This window comes from Variovorax sp. GW458-11-26-14-LB1, assembly GCF_059423965.1.
Genome location: NZ_JBWKYW010000035.1, coordinates 56,580 through 71,288, shown reverse-complemented (window position 1 = coordinate 71,288; position 14,709 = coordinate 56,580). Strand labels below are relative to the sequence as shown.

15 protein-coding genes are annotated in these 14,709 nt (G+C 67.6%); 13 read left to right on the top strand and 2 right to left on the bottom strand.

Annotated elements, in window-relative coordinates; translation table 11 throughout:
• On the bottom strand, positions 1 to 230 hold a 230-nt coding region (gene lptM, locus AC07YS_RS21580), incomplete at its 3' end, for an LPS translocon maturation chaperone LptM (protein WP_495274874.1).
• 12 nt (positions 231 to 242) lie between these two features.
• On the opposite strand from lptM, the gene cyaY reads away from it, so the two are divergent.
• A complete protein-coding gene (cyaY, locus tag AC07YS_RS21575; RefSeq protein ID WP_062471779.1) occupies positions 243 to 575 on the top strand; it encodes an iron donor protein CyaY in 333 nt (110 codons plus the stop codon).
• Between the two features lie 22 nt (positions 576 to 597).
• On the opposite strand, the gene AC07YS_RS21570 is transcribed toward cyaY, so the two are convergent.
• The gene (locus AC07YS_RS21570; RefSeq protein WP_169805026.1) at positions 598 to 3,009 is read right to left on the bottom strand and encodes a penicillin-binding protein 1A; all 2,412 of its coding nucleotides are present in this window, start codon (positions 3,007 to 3,009) and stop codon (positions 598 to 600) included.
• A gap of 251 nt (positions 3,010 to 3,260) precedes the next feature.
• On the opposite strand from AC07YS_RS21570, the gene AC07YS_RS21565 reads away from it, so the two are divergent.
• The 12 genes from AC07YS_RS21565 to AC07YS_RS21510 are packed head-to-tail and all read left to right on the top strand — an operon-like array spanning position 3,261 to position 14,672.
• Positions 3,261 to 4,340, top strand: a complete 1,080-nt coding sequence (locus AC07YS_RS21565) for a pilus assembly protein PilM (protein WP_062471776.1) — start codon at positions 3,261 to 3,263, stop codon at positions 4,338 to 4,340.
• Positions 4,337 to 4,957 (top strand): PilN domain-containing protein, encoded by a 621-nt coding sequence (locus AC07YS_RS21560; RefSeq protein ID WP_070059948.1) that lies wholly within the window; start codon positions 4,337 to 4,339, stop codon positions 4,955 to 4,957. Before AC07YS_RS21565 ends, AC07YS_RS21560 begins: the two co-directional genes overlap by 4 nt.
• Before the next feature lie 6 nt (positions 4,958 to 4,963).
• The gene (locus tag AC07YS_RS21555) at positions 4,964 to 5,644 is read left to right on the top strand and encodes a type IV pilus inner membrane component PilO (protein ID WP_307584252.1); all 681 of its coding nucleotides are present in this window, start codon (positions 4,964 to 4,966) and stop codon (positions 5,642 to 5,644) included.
• A complete protein-coding gene (locus AC07YS_RS21550; RefSeq protein ID WP_495269999.1) occupies positions 5,641 to 6,183 on the top strand; it encodes a pilus assembly protein PilP in 543 nt (180 codons plus the stop codon). Before AC07YS_RS21555 ends, AC07YS_RS21550 begins: the two co-directional genes overlap by 4 nt.
• A complete protein-coding gene (locus AC07YS_RS21545; RefSeq protein WP_495270000.1) occupies positions 6,180 to 8,327 on the top strand; it encodes a type IV pilus secretin PilQ in 2,148 nt (715 codons plus the stop codon). The genes AC07YS_RS21550 and AC07YS_RS21545 overlap by 4 nt, the downstream gene beginning before the upstream one ends.
• 23 nt (positions 8,328 to 8,350) lie before the next feature.
• Positions 8,351 to 8,899: a shikimate kinase gene (locus AC07YS_RS21540; protein WP_495270001.1), complete on the top strand. Its 549-nt coding sequence runs from the start codon at positions 8,351 to 8,353 to the stop codon at positions 8,897 to 8,899.
• 33 nt (positions 8,900 to 8,932) lie between these two features.
• Positions 8,933 to 10,057 carry a 3-dehydroquinate synthase gene (gene aroB / locus AC07YS_RS21535; protein ID WP_495270002.1) on the top strand — a complete coding sequence of 375 codons (1,125 nt, stop codon included), beginning with the start codon at positions 8,933 to 8,935 and terminating at the stop codon, positions 10,055 to 10,057.
• Complete coding sequence (locus AC07YS_RS21530; protein WP_495270003.1) at positions 10,054 to 11,190, top strand: deoxyguanosinetriphosphate triphosphohydrolase; 1,137 nt, start codon at positions 10,054 to 10,056, stop codon at positions 11,188 to 11,190. Before aroB ends, AC07YS_RS21530 begins: the two co-directional genes overlap by 4 nt.
• Entirely contained in the window at positions 11,187 to 12,473 is a 1,287-nt protein-coding gene (locus AC07YS_RS21525) for an MFS transporter (protein ID WP_495270004.1), read from the top strand. Before AC07YS_RS21530 ends, AC07YS_RS21525 begins: the two co-directional genes overlap by 4 nt.
• A complete protein-coding gene (locus tag AC07YS_RS21520) occupies positions 12,470 to 13,045 on the top strand; it encodes a DUF1415 domain-containing protein (RefSeq protein WP_495270005.1) in 576 nt (191 codons plus the stop codon). The genes AC07YS_RS21525 and AC07YS_RS21520 overlap by 4 nt, the downstream gene beginning before the upstream one ends.
• A gap of 14 nt (positions 13,046 to 13,059) precedes the next feature.
• Positions 13,060 to 13,941, top strand: coding sequence for a class I SAM-dependent methyltransferase (locus AC07YS_RS21515; RefSeq protein ID WP_495270011.1), 882 nt, complete (start codon positions 13,060 to 13,062; stop codon positions 13,939 to 13,941).
• 29 nt (positions 13,942 to 13,970) lie between these two features.
• Entirely contained in the window at positions 13,971 to 14,672 is a 702-nt protein-coding gene (locus AC07YS_RS21510) for a transposase (RefSeq protein WP_495270006.1), read from the top strand.
• Positions 14,673 to 14,709: the final 37 nt, after the last annotated feature.

The following is a 14,709-nucleotide window of genomic DNA, read 5'->3' as shown; positions in this document are numbered from 1 at the left end:
GCGCTGCTGGCTGCGGCGGGCTTGGGGGCCGCTTCGTTGTCGGAGGCTTTGGAGCCGCCGGGGGTGAGCAATTGGGGCAAGGTGGCGCGCTGGGCGGCTGCCGGATCGGTCGGCAGATAGAGCGCGCCGCGCTGTCCGCACGCCGCAAGGCCGGCCGCGCTGGCGGCAAGGCAGACCATGAGCGCGGTGCGGGCGCGAGCGCTCACTAGAATTTGGCGAACATTCAACATGCTGAAATTGTAATGACCGACACCGAGTACATGGACCGCGCCGAGGCGGCGCTTGCTGCCATCGAGCAGGGCTGCGACCGCATCAACGACGCGACCGACGCCGACATCGACAACCAGCGGGTCGGTGGGATGATCACGATGTCGTTTCGCAACGGCAGCCAGCTGATCGTGAACCTGCAGAAGCCGCTGCAGGAAATCTGGCTGGCGGCACGCTCCGGCGGCTACCACTACCGGCACGACGGCCGGGTGTGGGTGGACACCAAGACCGGGGAAGAATTCTTCGGCAACCTGTCGCGCGAGGCGACCCTGCAGGCGGGGCAGCCGCTGGTGTTCGCGGCGGCCTGAGCCGCCGCTCCGTCTTCCTCGATCAGTTCCTGAACAGGTCGAGGATACGGTTGCGCTCCTCGGGCGGCGCAGGCGCGCTGATCGCCGGGCCGCTCAGGGCTTCGGCGGGGGCCACCGGCGCGGAGGATTCCACGCCCAGGCTCGACACGCCGCGGCCCGGCGCGTAGTCGTCGTAGTACCACTCGCCGCCGACGCTCACGATGCCCGAAGGCGGCGTGGTCGACAGGTCGGTCACGGGCACGCCCTTGAGGGCGGTTTCCATGTAGTTGATCCAGATCGGCAGGCTCAGGCCGCCGCCGGTTTCGCGGTCGCCCAGGTTGCGCGGCGTGTCGTAGCCGATCCACGAGATCGCCGTCATGGTGGGCTGGAAGCCCGCGAACCAGGCGTCGAGCGAGTCGTTGGTGGTGCCGGTCTTGCCGTAGAGGTCGGGGCGCTTGAGCATCGCCTGCGCTTTCGCGGCCGTGCCGGCGCGCGTGATGGACTGCAGCAGCGTGTCCATGATGAAGGCGTTGCGCTGCGGGATGGCGCGCGAGGCTTCATTGAGCAGCGGCGGCTGGACGTCGACCAGCACGCGGTCCTTGTGGTCGGTGACGCGGGTCACGAGGTACGGATTCACGCGGTAGCCGCCGTTGGCGAACACCGAATAGCCCACCGCCATCTGCATCGGCGTGACGGCGCCGGCACCGAGCGCCATCGGCAGGTAGGCGGGGTGCTTGTCCTTGTCGAAGCCGAAGTTGGTGATCCAGTCTTGCGCGTAGCGCGTGCCGATGGATTGCAGGATGCGGATCGACACGAGGTTGCGCGACTTCATCAGCGCGGTGCGCATCGACATCGGACCGTCGAAGCCGCCGCCGTAGTTCTTGGGCTCCCAGGGCTGGCCGCCGGTGGTGCCGGCGTCGAAGAACAGCGGGCCGTCGTTGATGACGGTGGCGGGGGTGAAGCCCTTTTCGAGCGCCGCCGAGTAGATGAAGGGCTTGAAGCTCGAGCCCGGCTGGCGCCAGGCCTGCGTGACGTGGTTGAACTTGTTCTTGCCGAAGTCGAAGCCGCCGACCAGCGCCTTGATGGCGCCGTCACGCGGGTCCATGGCGACGAATGCGCCTTCGACCTCGGGCAGCTGGGTGATTTCCCAGGTGTTCTTGGGCGTCTTCGCGACGCGGATCACGGCGCCGCGGCGGATCTTGATGTTGGGCGGTGCCTTGTCCGACAGGCCGGACTGCGCGGGCTTGAGGCCGTCGCCCGTGATCTGCACGGCGTCGCCGTTGGCCCGGATGGCCTGGATTTCCTTGGGCGTGGCCTTGAGCACCACGGCCGCCATGACATCGCCGTTGTCGGGGTGGTCGTTCAGCACGTCGTCCACCGCCTCGTCGAGCTCCTTGGGGTCGTTCGGCAGGTCGATGAACTTCTCGGGGCCGCGGTACACCTGACGGCGCTCGTAATCCATGATGCCCTTGCGCAGGGCCTTGTAGGCCGCGGCCTGGTCGGCGGCGACCAGCGAGGTGTAGACCTTGAGGCCGCGCGTGTAGGTGCTGTCGCCGTACTGGGCGTACATCAGCTGGCGCACGGTTTCGGCCACGTACTCGGCGTGCAGGCGGTTCGGGTCGGCGGCGTCGCGCAGGTGCAGCTCTTCCTTCTTGGCCTCGGCCGCCTGCTCGGCGGTGATGAAGCCGGCCTCCTGCATGCGATCGATCACGTAGAACTGGCGTCCGCGTGCGCGCTGCGGGTTGTTGACCGGGTTGTTCGCGCCGGGCGCCTTCGGCAGGCCGGCCAGCATGGCGGCCTGGGCGATCGTCATCTCGGACAGCGGCTTGCCGAAATAGGCTTCGGAAGCGGCCGCGAAACCGTAGGCGCGGTTGCCCAGGTAGATCTGGTTCAGGTAGATCTCGAAGATCTGGTCCTTCGTGAGCAGGTGCTCCAGCTTGAAGGTCAGCAGCACCTCGTAGATCTTGCGGGTCAGCGTCTTCTCGGAGCTCAGGTAGACGTTGCGGGCCACCTGCATCGTGATGGTGGAGGCGCCCTGGCTCTTCACGCGGTTCAGGTTGGCGAGGCCGGCGCGGACCAGCCCCTTGTAGTCGACGCCGCCATGGTCATAGAAGCGGGCGTCTTCGGCGGCCAGGACGGCGTCCTTCACGACCTTGGGGATCGCGGCGATGGGGGTGAGGTTGCGTCGCTCTTCCCCGAACTCGCCGATCTGCGTGCCTTCGGCCGAGAACACGCGCAGCGGCAGCTTGGGTCGGTAGTCGGAGAGTTCCGAGATGTCCGGCAGGTTGGGGTAGGCCACTGCCAGGGCCACGGCCACCACGCACAGGATGGAAAGCAGGCCCGCCGCAGCGATGCCCGCCCCCCAGAACACGAAACGCAACAGCCATTTCAGCCAGAAGGGGCGTTCGGGTGGAGGAGTCTTGGCGCGCCCTTTCGGGCTGGAAGTTTCTTGCATGGGGGCCCGGAGAGTCACCGGACATTATAAAAAGCCGCCCCCTCGGCGCCTCCGGATCTTTGTTACCTCGCGCATTCCCTCTCCAGGGGCTAAGCAGAAAGTTACAGAATGCGGCTTTGACGTCACGTTTTGACAACGGTTGTCGGTTCCGGGCTTTCTGCACGCTTGGTGGGCGCTGTGCCTGCTGCTAGCATGCAACCGAACGCATATTTTTCCATTGGTTACAAATAACAGGGGGAGAGGGACCTAACTTGGCTGCTCTTGGATCATTGTTTCGTCGTCAGAACGCCCCCCTGCTGGGACTGGACGTCAGTTCGTCCAGCGTGAAGCTGGTGGAGCTCGGCCGTGAGGCCAGCGGCAAGCTGGTCCTGGAGCGCTGCGCCATCGAACCGCTCGAACGCGGCTGGATCACCGACGGCAACGTCGAGAAATTCGACGAAGTCGCCGAAGCCGTGCGCCGCGTCGTGCGCAAGAGCGGCACCAAGACCCGCAACGTGGCGCTGGCGCTGCCGCCCTCGGCGGTCATCACCAAGAAGATCATTCTCCCGGGCGGCATGAGCGAGCAGGAGCTCGAGATCCAGGTCGAATCGGAAGCCAACCAGTACATCCCGTTCTCGCTCGATGAGGTGAGTCTCGACTTCTGCGTGACGGGACCGAGCACGACCTCCGTCGGCGACGTGGAAGTGCTGATCGCCGCCTCCCGCAAGGAGAAGGTGCAGGACCGCGAGGGCCTGGCGGAAGCCGCGGGCCTGAAGGCCATGATTCTCGACGTCGAGTCGTATGCCTCGCGCCTCGCAACCGCGCGCCTGATCGAGCAACTCCCGGGCAAGGGCGTGGACGCCATCGTGGCGCTGTTCGAAGTCGGCGCTTTCACGACCAGCATGCAGGTGCTGCGCAACCAGGAGGTGCTGTACGACCGCGACCAAGCCTTCGGCGGCGCTCAATTGAGCCAGCTGATCGTGCGTCAGTACGGGTTTTCCGCCGAAGAAGCCGAAGCCAAGAAGCGCAGCGGCGACTTGCCCGACGACTACGGTTCGGGCGTGCTCAAGCCCTTCGTCGAAAGCATCGCGCAGGAAATCGCGCGGGCGTTGCAGTTCTTCTTCACCAGCACGCCGCACAACCGCGTCGACTACGTGCTGCTGGCCGGTGGTTCGTCGTCGCTGCCGGGGCTGACCAATGCCGTGACCCGCCAGACCTCTTTCGCCTGCTCGCTCGTGAATCCGTTCGACGGCATGGACTTCGGCCCCAGCATTCGCGAGAAGAAGGTCCGCCGCGAAGCGCCTTCCTATCTGACCTCCTGCGGCCTGGCCATGCGGAGGTTCCTGCAGTGATCCTGATCAATCTGCTTCCGCACCGCGAAGCCGCGCGCAAGCGCCGCCGCGAGGCTTTCTACGGCACCTTAGGTGGTGCCGCGCTGTTGGGCGCCCTGATCGCCGGCCTCGGTTACCTGTGGTTCGAGGCCCAGATTTCGGCTCAGCAATCGAAGAACGGTTTCCTTCAGGCCGAGATCAAGAAGCTCGAAGTCGAGATCAAGGAAATCTCGACACTGCAGGAAGAAATCGCAGCCTTGCGCGCGCGCCAGCTGGCCGTGGAAGACCTGCAAGGCGACCGCAATCTGCCCGTGCACCTGCTCAACGAACTCGTCCGGCAACTGCCCGACGGCGTCTACCTCACCAGCATGAAGCAGGAGAACCAGACCGTGACCCTGCAAGGCATGGCGCAGTCGAACGAGCGCGTGTCGGAACTGCTGCGCAACCTCGGCAACAACAGCCCCTGGCTGGTGAAGCCCGAGCTGGTCGAAATCACCTCGGCCAACGTGAACCTGAGCCAGCGCGACCAGCGCCGCGTGGCGAACTTCACGATGCGCATCGGCCTCAAGCGGCCCACCGACGCCCAGAAGGCGGAGGCCGAGAAGGCCTTGGCCGCCAAGGCGCAGGCGAAGGGGTAATCGATCATGGCCATCAGCAACCGATCCCTCCCCAAAGTCGACGTCGCCACCGCATTGCGCAACTTCGGCGACCAGTTCCGCGGACTGAATCCGAACGATCCTTCCATGTGGCCGGCGGTGCCGCGCTACGCGCTGTGCCTGGCCGTGACCGCCCTGGTGCTGGCGGGCCTGTGGTTTGTCTGGCTCACGAACTCCAACGACGAGCTCGAAGCCGAGCGCGCCAAGGAAGTCACGCTCCGGACCGACTACCAGAAGAAAGTGGCGCAAGCCGCCAACCTCGACCTGCTGAAGAAGCAGCGCGAGCAGGTGCAGCAGTACGTGATCCTTCTCGAGAAGCAACTGCCCAGCAAGGCGGAAATGGACGCACTGCTCTCCGACATCAACCAGGCCGGCCTCGGCCGCAGCCTGCAGTTCGAACTGTTCCGTCCGGGCCAGGTGTCGGTCAAGGACTACTACGCAGAGCTGCCGATCGCCGTGCGCGTCACGGGCCGCTACCACGACATGGGCGCCTTCGCGGCCGACGTGGCCAGCCTGTCGCGCATCGTGACGCTCAACAACGTGACCGTCACACCGCAGAAGGACAAGGACGTGCTGACGATGGACGCCACCGCGCGCACCTACCGCTACCTCGACGAAGATGAGCGGGCCGCCCAGAAACGCGCCACGGCGCCGAAGGCGAAGAAATGAAGCCGGTCGCCAAAGTCCTGTGGCTGGCACTGGCCACGCTGGGCCTGAGCGCCTGCGGCGATTCCGACCAGGAAGACCTGCAGCGCTGGATGGTCGAGCAGCGCGCCCAGATCAAGCCCTCGGTGCCGCCGATCTCCGAACCCAAGAAGTTCACGCCGCAGGCCTACACCGAGGCGTCGTCGTTCGAGCCCTTCAACATGCTGAAGCTGACCCAGGCGCTGCGCCGGGAGTCGAACCAGCCGAGCACCTCCGAGCTGATCGCGCCGGAGCTGGCGCGCCGCAAGGAAGCGCTCGAGGCGTTCCCGCTCGACGCGATGGCTATGGTCGGCAGCATGAACCGCAACGGCCAGCCGGTGGCGCTCGTGCGTGTGGACAAGCTGCTCTACAAGGTGCGCGTCGGCGAATACCTGGGGCTCAACTACGGGCGCATCACCCGTATCAACGAAACCGAAGTCGCCCTGCGCGAGATCGTGCAGGACGCCGCGGGCGAATGGATCGAACGTGTAGCCACGCTGCAGTTGCAAGAGAGTGCGAAATGAACCATAAAAAATCAACGATGGCACAGTGGCTGCGCGCCGCCGGGCTGGGTCTGCTGGCTTTCGGTGCCCTGGCCGTCGCCCATGCGCAAAACGCGATCGAGTCGGTGACGAGCTCGACCCAGTCGGGCGCGGAAGTGATCCGCATCGACTTGGCCCAGCCGCTCACCGCCGTGCCTGCCGGGTTTTCGGTGCAGACGCCGGCGCGCATCGCGCTGGACTTCCCGGGCGTGACGAACGCCATCGGGCGTTCGGCCATCGAGGTGAACCAGGGCAACCTGCGCTCGGTCAACGTGGTGCAGGCTGGTGACCGTAGCCGCGTCGTGCTGAACCTGAAGCAGGCCACGGCGTACAAGGCCGAGATCCAGGGCAAGTCGCTGCTGGTGGTGCTCGAGCCGGTGGCTGGCACCGCACTCGTCGCTTCCGCGGCGACCACTTTCGCCGAGAACCGCAATCGCGATACGCTGCCGCTGCGCGACGTCGATTTCCGCCTCGGCGCCGACAACACCGGCCGCGTGCTGGTCGACCTGCCGAACAACCAAGTCGGCGTCGACGTGAAGCAGCAGGGCAAGAGCCTCGTGGTGGAGTTCACCAAGTCGACGCTGCCCGAAGGCCTGCGCCGCCGCCTCGACGTGGCCGACTTCGGCACGCCGGTGCAGCTGATCACCTCGCAGCAGTCGGGCGACCGCGTGCGCATGACGATCGATGCCAAGGGCGACTGGGAGCACAGCGCCTACCAGAGCGAGAACCAGTTCGTGGTGGAAGTCCGCGCGCGCAAGGTCGACCCGAGCAAGCTCACGCAAGGTGTCGGCTACAACGGCGAGAAGCTGTCGCTCAACTTCCAGAACATCGAGATCCGCTCGCTGCTGCAGGTGATCGCCGACTTCACGAACTTCAACATCGTGACCTCGGATTCGGTCAGCGGCGCACTGACGCTGCGGCTGAAGGATGTGCCCTGGGACCAGGCGCTCGACATCATCATGCAGGCGAAGAACCTGGGCATGCGCAAGAACGGCAGCGTGCTGTGGATCGCGCCCAAGGACGAGATCAACGCCAAGGAAAAGCTCGAATTCGAAGCCAAGGCGGCGATCGAGAACCTGGAGCCGCTGCGCACGCAGTCGTTCCAGCTGAACTACACGAAGGCCATTGCGATTGCACAGGGCCTGACGGGGACCGGTGCATCGGCGGGTGGCGGTGGTGGTGGCGGCGGCGCGACCTCGCGCATCCTGAGCCCCCGCGGCAGCGTGATCGCCGAAGCGCGGACCAACCAGCTGTTCGTTTCCGACGTTCCCTCGCGCCTGGCCCAGGTCGCCGACCTGATCCAGAAGCTGGACATTCCAGTCCGCCAGGTGCTGATCGAAGCGCGCATCGTGGAAGCCTCGGACACCTTCGGCAAGTCGCTCGGCGTGCGACTCGGTGGCGGTATTTCCGGAGAGCGTTTTGCTTCGTCGTCCGGCAATCGTGCGTTCGGCACCTTGGGTGTGATGCCTGTCACGGGGACCGGCGGTACGGGCGGTACGCCTACCACGACCTGGACCAATTCCAACTTCATCAACCTGCCTGCCGGCGATGCCGGCGGCACCGGCAACGCGGCCGGCACCTTCGCAATCTCGCTGTTCAATTCGAGTTTCTCGCGCATGCTGAACCTCGAGATCTCCGCCCTCGAAGCCGATGGCAAGGGCAAGCTGGTCTCCAGCCCCCGCGTCATCACGGCCGACCAGACCAAGGCGCTGATCGAGCAGGGCGAGGAAATTCCCTACCAGCAGGCCACCTCCAGCGGCGCCACGTCGATCTCGTTCCGCAAGGCGGTGCTCAAGCTCGAAGTCACGCCGCAGATCACGCCCGAGGGCAACATCATCCTCACGCTGGACGTGAGCAAGGACGCCCGCGGCGTCAATACTTCGGCGGGCCCGGCCATCAACACCAAGCACGTGCAGACCGAGGTGCTGGTCGAGAACGGCGGCACGGTCGTCATCGGTGGTATCTTCGAGCTCACCGAAACCAATGACGAATCGCGCGTGCCGGTGCTGGGTGAAATCCCCTACATGGGGGCATTGTTCCGCAAGCGCGAACGCGTTGCCAACAAGACCGAAATGCTCGTCTTTATCACCCCGAAGATGATTACCGACCGCAACGCCGCGCGCTGACGCGCGGGCGTAGCAGCCACCGCGTGGCGGTCGCACTTGTCGGGTTGCCCGGCGCCGGAAAGTCCGCAGTGGGCCGGCGGCTGGGCGCTCGGCTGAACACTCCCTTCATCGACACCGATCACGTGATCGAGCAGCGCATCGGCTGCACGATCCGTGATTTCTTCGACCGCGAGGGCGAAGCCGCCTTCCGCGACATCGAGCAGGCGGTCATTGCCGATCTGGCCGTCCACCCCCACGGCGTGCTGGCGACCGGCGGTGGCGCCGTGCTGCGCGAGGCCAACCGCCAGGAGCTGCGCGACCATTTCCACGTCATCTACCTGCGTTCCTCGCCCGAAGACCTGTTCCGGCGCCTGCGTCACGACGTCAAGCGCCCGCTCCTGCAGGTGGCCGATCCGCTGGGCCGGCTGCGCGAACTGCACGACGCTCGCGACCCGTTCTACCGGGAAACGGCCCACGACGTGGTCGACACCGGCCGGCCGTCGATCGCGGTGCTGGTCAACCTCATCGTGATGCAGCTCGAACTGGCGGGCGTGGTCGAACCCGGCGCCCATCCGGAAGAGCCCTCGGACTGACCCCGGCAGGCCCGAGCGCCTAAACTCGCGGCCATGTCCCTGTCTGTTTCGCCCGCACTTTCCGCCCCGCCAAAGCCCGAACGCGTCGAGATCCAGCTCGGTGAGCGCAGCTACCCGATCCTGATCGGCGGCGGCCTGCTGGAAGACCCCGCCAGCTTCGGTGTCGTTCCCGCGGCCGCGAGCGCGCTGATCGTCAGCAACACCACCGTGGCGCCGCTCTACGCGCAAGCCTTGCGGACCGTGCTGGCCAAGCGCTTTCGCACGGTCCACCTGCTCGAGTTGCCCGACGGTGAGGCGCACAAGAACCTAGAGACGCTCAACCTGATCTTCGACGCCCTGCTGGGCCACGGCAGCGACCGCAAGACGGTGCTGTTCGCGCTCGGCGGCGGGGTGGTGGGCGACATGACCGGCTTCGCCGCCGCCAGCTACATGCGCGGCGTGCCCTTCGTGCAGGTGCCGACCACGCTGCTGGCGCAGGTCGACTCCTCGGTGGGCGGCAAGACGGCCATCAACCACCCGCTGGGCAAGAACATGATTGGCGCGTTCTACCAGCCGCAGCTCGTGCTGTGCGACTTGAACACGCTGCAGACGCTGCCGCCGCGCGAACTGAGCGCCGGCCTCGCCGAGGTCATCAAGTACGGTCCGATCTACGACATGGCCTTCTTCGACTGGATCGAAGCGAACATCGAAGCGCTGGTGGCGCGCGACCCGGCCGCGCTGGCCCATGCCGTGAAGCGCAGCTGCGAGATCAAGGCGCTGGTGGTCGGCCAGGACGAGCACGAGACCGGCCTGCGGGCCATCCTCAATTTCGGCCACACCTTCGGCCATGCCATCGAGTCGGGCCTGGGCTACGGCGAATGGCTGCACGGCGAAGCCGTCGGCTGCGGCATGGTCATGGCGGCGCAGCTGTCGCAGCGCCTCGGCGGCATCGACGAGGCCTTCGTCGAACGGCTGACCCGCCTGATCGAGCGCGCCGGCCTGCCCACCGTGGGGCCGGCGCTGGGCGCCGAGCGCTACCTCGAGCTGATGCGCGTCGACAAGAAGTCCGAAGCCGGCGAGATCCGCTTCGTGGTGATCGACCGACCCGGCTCCGCCGTCGTGCGCAGCGCGCCCGACGCGATGGTGCGCGACGTGCTCGCGCAGTGCTGCGCGGCATGAGCCTCGCGGCGTACGCTTGCCACCCCGCGCGCTCGCGCGGACGGCGCCACGCGGAGCCGCCCGCGCCCACGCGCGACGCCTTCCAGCGCGATCGCGACCGCATCGTCCATTCCACCGCCTTCCGCCGGCTGGTCTACAAGACCCAGGTGTTCCTCAACCACGAGGGCGACCTGTTCCGCACGCGGCTCACGCATTCGCTCGAAGTCGCGCAGCTGGGCCGCTCCATCGCGCGCGCGCTGCGGCTCAACGAAGACCTGGTCGAGGCGATCGCGCTGGCCCACGACCTGGGCCACACGCCCTTCGGTCACGCGGGCCAGGACGCGCTCAACGCCTGCATGGCCGAGCACGGCGGCTTCGAGCACAACCTGCAGAGCCTGCGCGTGGTCGACGCGCTGGAGCACCGCTACCCGCAGTACGACGGCCTGAATCTCAGCTTCGAGACCCGCGAAGGCATCCTCAAGCACTGTTCGCGCGCCAACGCCGAACGCATCGAGGCGGCCGAGCCGCAGGGCGTGGCCCGTCGCTTTCTCGATCGCACGCAGCCCGGGCTGGAGGCACAGCTGTGCAACCTGGCCGACGCCATCGCCTACAACGCGCACGACATCGACGACGGCGTGCGCTCGGGCCTGATCAGCGTCGAGCAACTGGCCGACGTCGAGCTGTTCGAACGCTACCGCCGCGAAGCGCTGGCCGAGCATCCGCACCTGCAGGGCCAAGGCCGGCGCGTGCTCTATGAAACCATCCGCCGCATGCTCAGCGCACAGGTCTACGACGTGATCGACACGACGCGCGCGGCCATCGAGGCGCTGGCGCCCGTCGATGCCGACGCCGTGCGCCAGGCTCCGCCGCTGGTGGCCTTCAGCGGCGTCATGCAGGCGCAGTCGGAGGCGCTCAAGCAGTTCCTGTTCCGCAACCTCTACCGCCACCCGCAGGTCACGCAGACCACCGACCAGGCGAGCGAGGTCGTGCGCGGGCTGTTCGACGCCTACCTGGCGCGCGGCACCGAGATGCCCGCCTCGTACGCCGAACGCCGCGACCGGCACCGCGCCGTGGCCGACTACATCGCCGGCATGACCGACCGCTTCGCCATGCGCGAGCACGAACGGCTGACCGGCCGGCGGGGCATCGCATGACGGCGGCTGTGCGCTCGAGCAGCACGTCGGCCCGCGTGCCCGCAGCGGCCTTCGCTGTCGTGCTGGGCGGTGTCAGTGCCGCGCTGCACCTGGGCAAGCTGCCGCCCGCCGTGCCGGCGCTGCAGGCGTCGCTGGGCATCGACCTGGTCGAGGCGGGTTTCCTGCTGTCGCTGGTCCAGGTCGCGAGCATGACGCTCGGCTTGCTGGCTGGGCTCGCCGCAGACTCCATCGGCCTGCGGCGCAGCATGCTGGTCGGGCTGGCGGTGCTGACGACGGCCAGCCTGCTCGGGGGCGCCGTCGGTGCCGGTCTGCTGGGCGGGTCTCACGCGGTGCTGTGGCTGTTCGTGCTGCGTGCGGCCGAAGGCATCGGCTTCCTGATGGCGGTGATGCCGGGGCCGGGACTCATCCGCGCACTCACACCGGCGGGCGCCGACAAGGCTGCGCTGGGCCTGTGGGGCGCCTACATGCCGCTCGGCGTGGCGCTGGCGCTTCTGATCGGCCCGGCCCTGATCGGTTGGGGCGGATGGGCCGACTGGTGGTGGACGCTGTCGCTGGTGTCGGCGGGAGCGGCACTCTGGGTGTGGCTGGCGGTGCCGCGCGACCGGCCCCGCGTGGCCGGTGCAAGCCCGCAGCCCGCGTCGGCCGGTTGGGCGTCGCGGCTGCGCGAGACGGTCGGTGCACGTGCGCCGTGGCTGGTCGCGTTGACCTTCGCCGTGTATTCGTCGCAATGGATGGCCGTGATCGGTTTCCTGCCCGCCATCTATGCCGACGCGAAGGTGCCGGCCGCCTGGAGCGCGGTGCTGACCGCGCTGGCCGCGGCGATGAACATCGTCGGCAACCTCATGGGCGGCCGCTGGCTGCAGCGCGGCGTGGCGCCCGAGCGCCTGCTGCAGTGGGGCTTCCTGACCATGGCGCTGGGCGGCGTCGCCGCCTTCGCGCAGGTGGGGCAGGGCGCCGGCGCCGAAGCGCTGGGCCTGCCGCCCGCGCTGCGCTATGCCGCGATCTGCGCCTTTTCGCTCGGCGGCGGCATGGTGCCGGCGACGCTGTTCCTGTTGGGCGTGCGGCTGGCGCCGGGGCCGAGCACCGTCTCGACCACCGTTGGCCTGATGCAGCAGGCGTCGTCGCTCGGCCAGTTCCTGGCGCCGCCGGCGGTGGCCTGGCTGGCGCACCGCGTCGGAGGCTGGCACTGGACCTGGACCGCCACGCTGGCCTGCTCGCTTGCCGGCATGGCGGTCGCTGCGCGCCTCGGGCGTATTCGCCGACTGACGGAGGCCACGGCATGAGCGATCCGACGGTCACCGACGCCGCGCAGGCCGAAGCCGACACCCGGCGCTGGCTCGAGCGCGCCGTGATCGGCCTCAACCTGTGCCCCTTCGCCAAGGCGGTGCATGTGAAGGGCCAGATCCACTACCTCACCTACCTCGACACCCACGAAGGCCGCCTCATCGACGCGCTGCTGGCCGAAGCCCGCGCGCTCGTGGCGCTCGATGCCGAGGTGCGCGACACCACCTTGCTGATCGTCCCCCACGCGCTGGCGGACTTTTTCGACTTCAACGATTTCACCGAGCGCGCCGAGCGCAAGCTCGCCCGCGCGGGCTTCGACGGCGTGCTGCAGCTCGCCAGCTTCCATCCGCATTTCCAGTTCGCCGGCACCGAGGCCGACGACATCACCAACGCCACCAACCGCGCGCCGTACCCCACGCTGCACCTGCTGCGCGAAGACAGCGTGGACCGCGCGGTCGAGGCTTTCCCCGAGGCCGAGGCGATCTTTGAGCGCAACATCGAGACGCTCGAAGCCCTGGGCCCCGACGGCTGGACCGCGCTCGATGTCGGCCCGGGAAGCGCCACGCCATGAACAACAAGAACACCATGCCCCGTCCCGCGAAAGCCCACCCCACCAACAAGGCTGCGAAGGCCGAAGCCGAATTGGCCGAAGTCCTGCGCCCGGGCCAGTCCGTCGAGCTGCTCAAGGAGCTGCACATCCTCACGCGCGAAGGCCGGCTCAACCAGGATTCGCGGCGCAAGCTCAAGCAGGTCTATCACCTGTTCCAGTTCATCGAGCAGCTGCTGCGCGAGCTGCCGGGCGAGGGCTCCGAGGCCACGCTGGCCGACCACGGGGCGGGCAAGTCGTACCTCGGTTTCATCATCTACGACCTGTTCTTCCGCGCGCGGCAGGGCGGGCATGTCTACGGCATCGAGACGCGCAGCGAACTGGTCGAGCGCTCCCGCGCGCTGGCGCAGCAGCTGGGCTTCGGACGCATGTCGTTCCTGAACCTCACCGTGGCCGAGTCGGCGCAGGCGAGCGAGCTGCCGGCGCAGATCGACGTGGTCACCGCGCTGCACGCCTGCGACACCGCCACCGACGACGCCATCGCCTTCGGCCTGGCCAAGAAGGCGCGCTGCATGGTGCTCGTGCCCTGCTGCCAGGCCGAAGTGGCGGCCTGCCTGCGCGAGACCAAGGCGCTGGCCCTGTCGCGCACGCCGCTGGCCGAGCTGTGGCGCCATCCGCTGCACACGCGCGAGATCGGCAGCCAGCTCACCAACGTGTTGCGCTGCCTGTACCTGGAAGCCAACGGCTACAGCGTGACGGTCACCGAGCTGGTGGGCTGGGAGCACAGCATGAAGAACGAGCTGATCCTGGCGCGCTACACCGGCCAGCGCAAGGCGAGTGCGGCGACGCGGCTGCGCGAGCTGCTGGCGCAGTTCGGGCTCGACACGCTGGGCGACACGCGCTTCCGTCTCGCCGATTAAGTACCCGGACGGCGTCGTCCATCGTCCCCATGGCCCGTCTTCCCCGTCTCACGCTGGCCGGCATGCCGCACCACGTGATCCAGCGCGGCAACAACCGCCAGCCGATCTTCGTGGACCGCGCCGACCACGAAAAGCTGCTCGGCCTGCTGGCCGAGAACGCCGTGCGCTTCGGCATCGCGCTGCATGCCTACGTGCTGATGGACAACCATTTCCACCTGCTGGCCACGCCCGACAGCACCACGGGCCTGCCGCAGTTCATGCAGTCGGTCGGGCGCAGCTACGTGCGCTACTTCAACGACCGCCATGGCCGCAGCGGCACCTTGTGGGAAGGGCGCTACAGATCGACCCTGATCCAGACCGAGCGCTACCTGCTGACCTGCATGGCCTACATCGACCTGAACCCGGTGCGTGCCGGCATGGTCGCCGAGGCGCGCGATTTCCCCTGGTCCAGTCACGGCCACTACGCCGGCCTGCGGCAAGACAGGCTGTTGACCCCGCACCCGCTGTACTGGGAACTCGGCAACACGCCCTTCGCGCGGGAGGCGGCGTATGCCGAACTGGTGCGTGGCGGGGTCCGCGCGGCCGATCAGCAGGCCCTGACCGAGGCCACCTTGCGCGGCTGGGCGGCCGGCGACGACGGTTTTCTGGACACGTTGCAGAAGTCCACCGAGCGCCGCGTGATCAAGGCCAAGGCCGGCCGGCCGCCTGCGCCCGCCAAAGATCCGGACTGAAAGCGGCCCAAAGCCGCGCCCTTGTTGGCAATCGTGC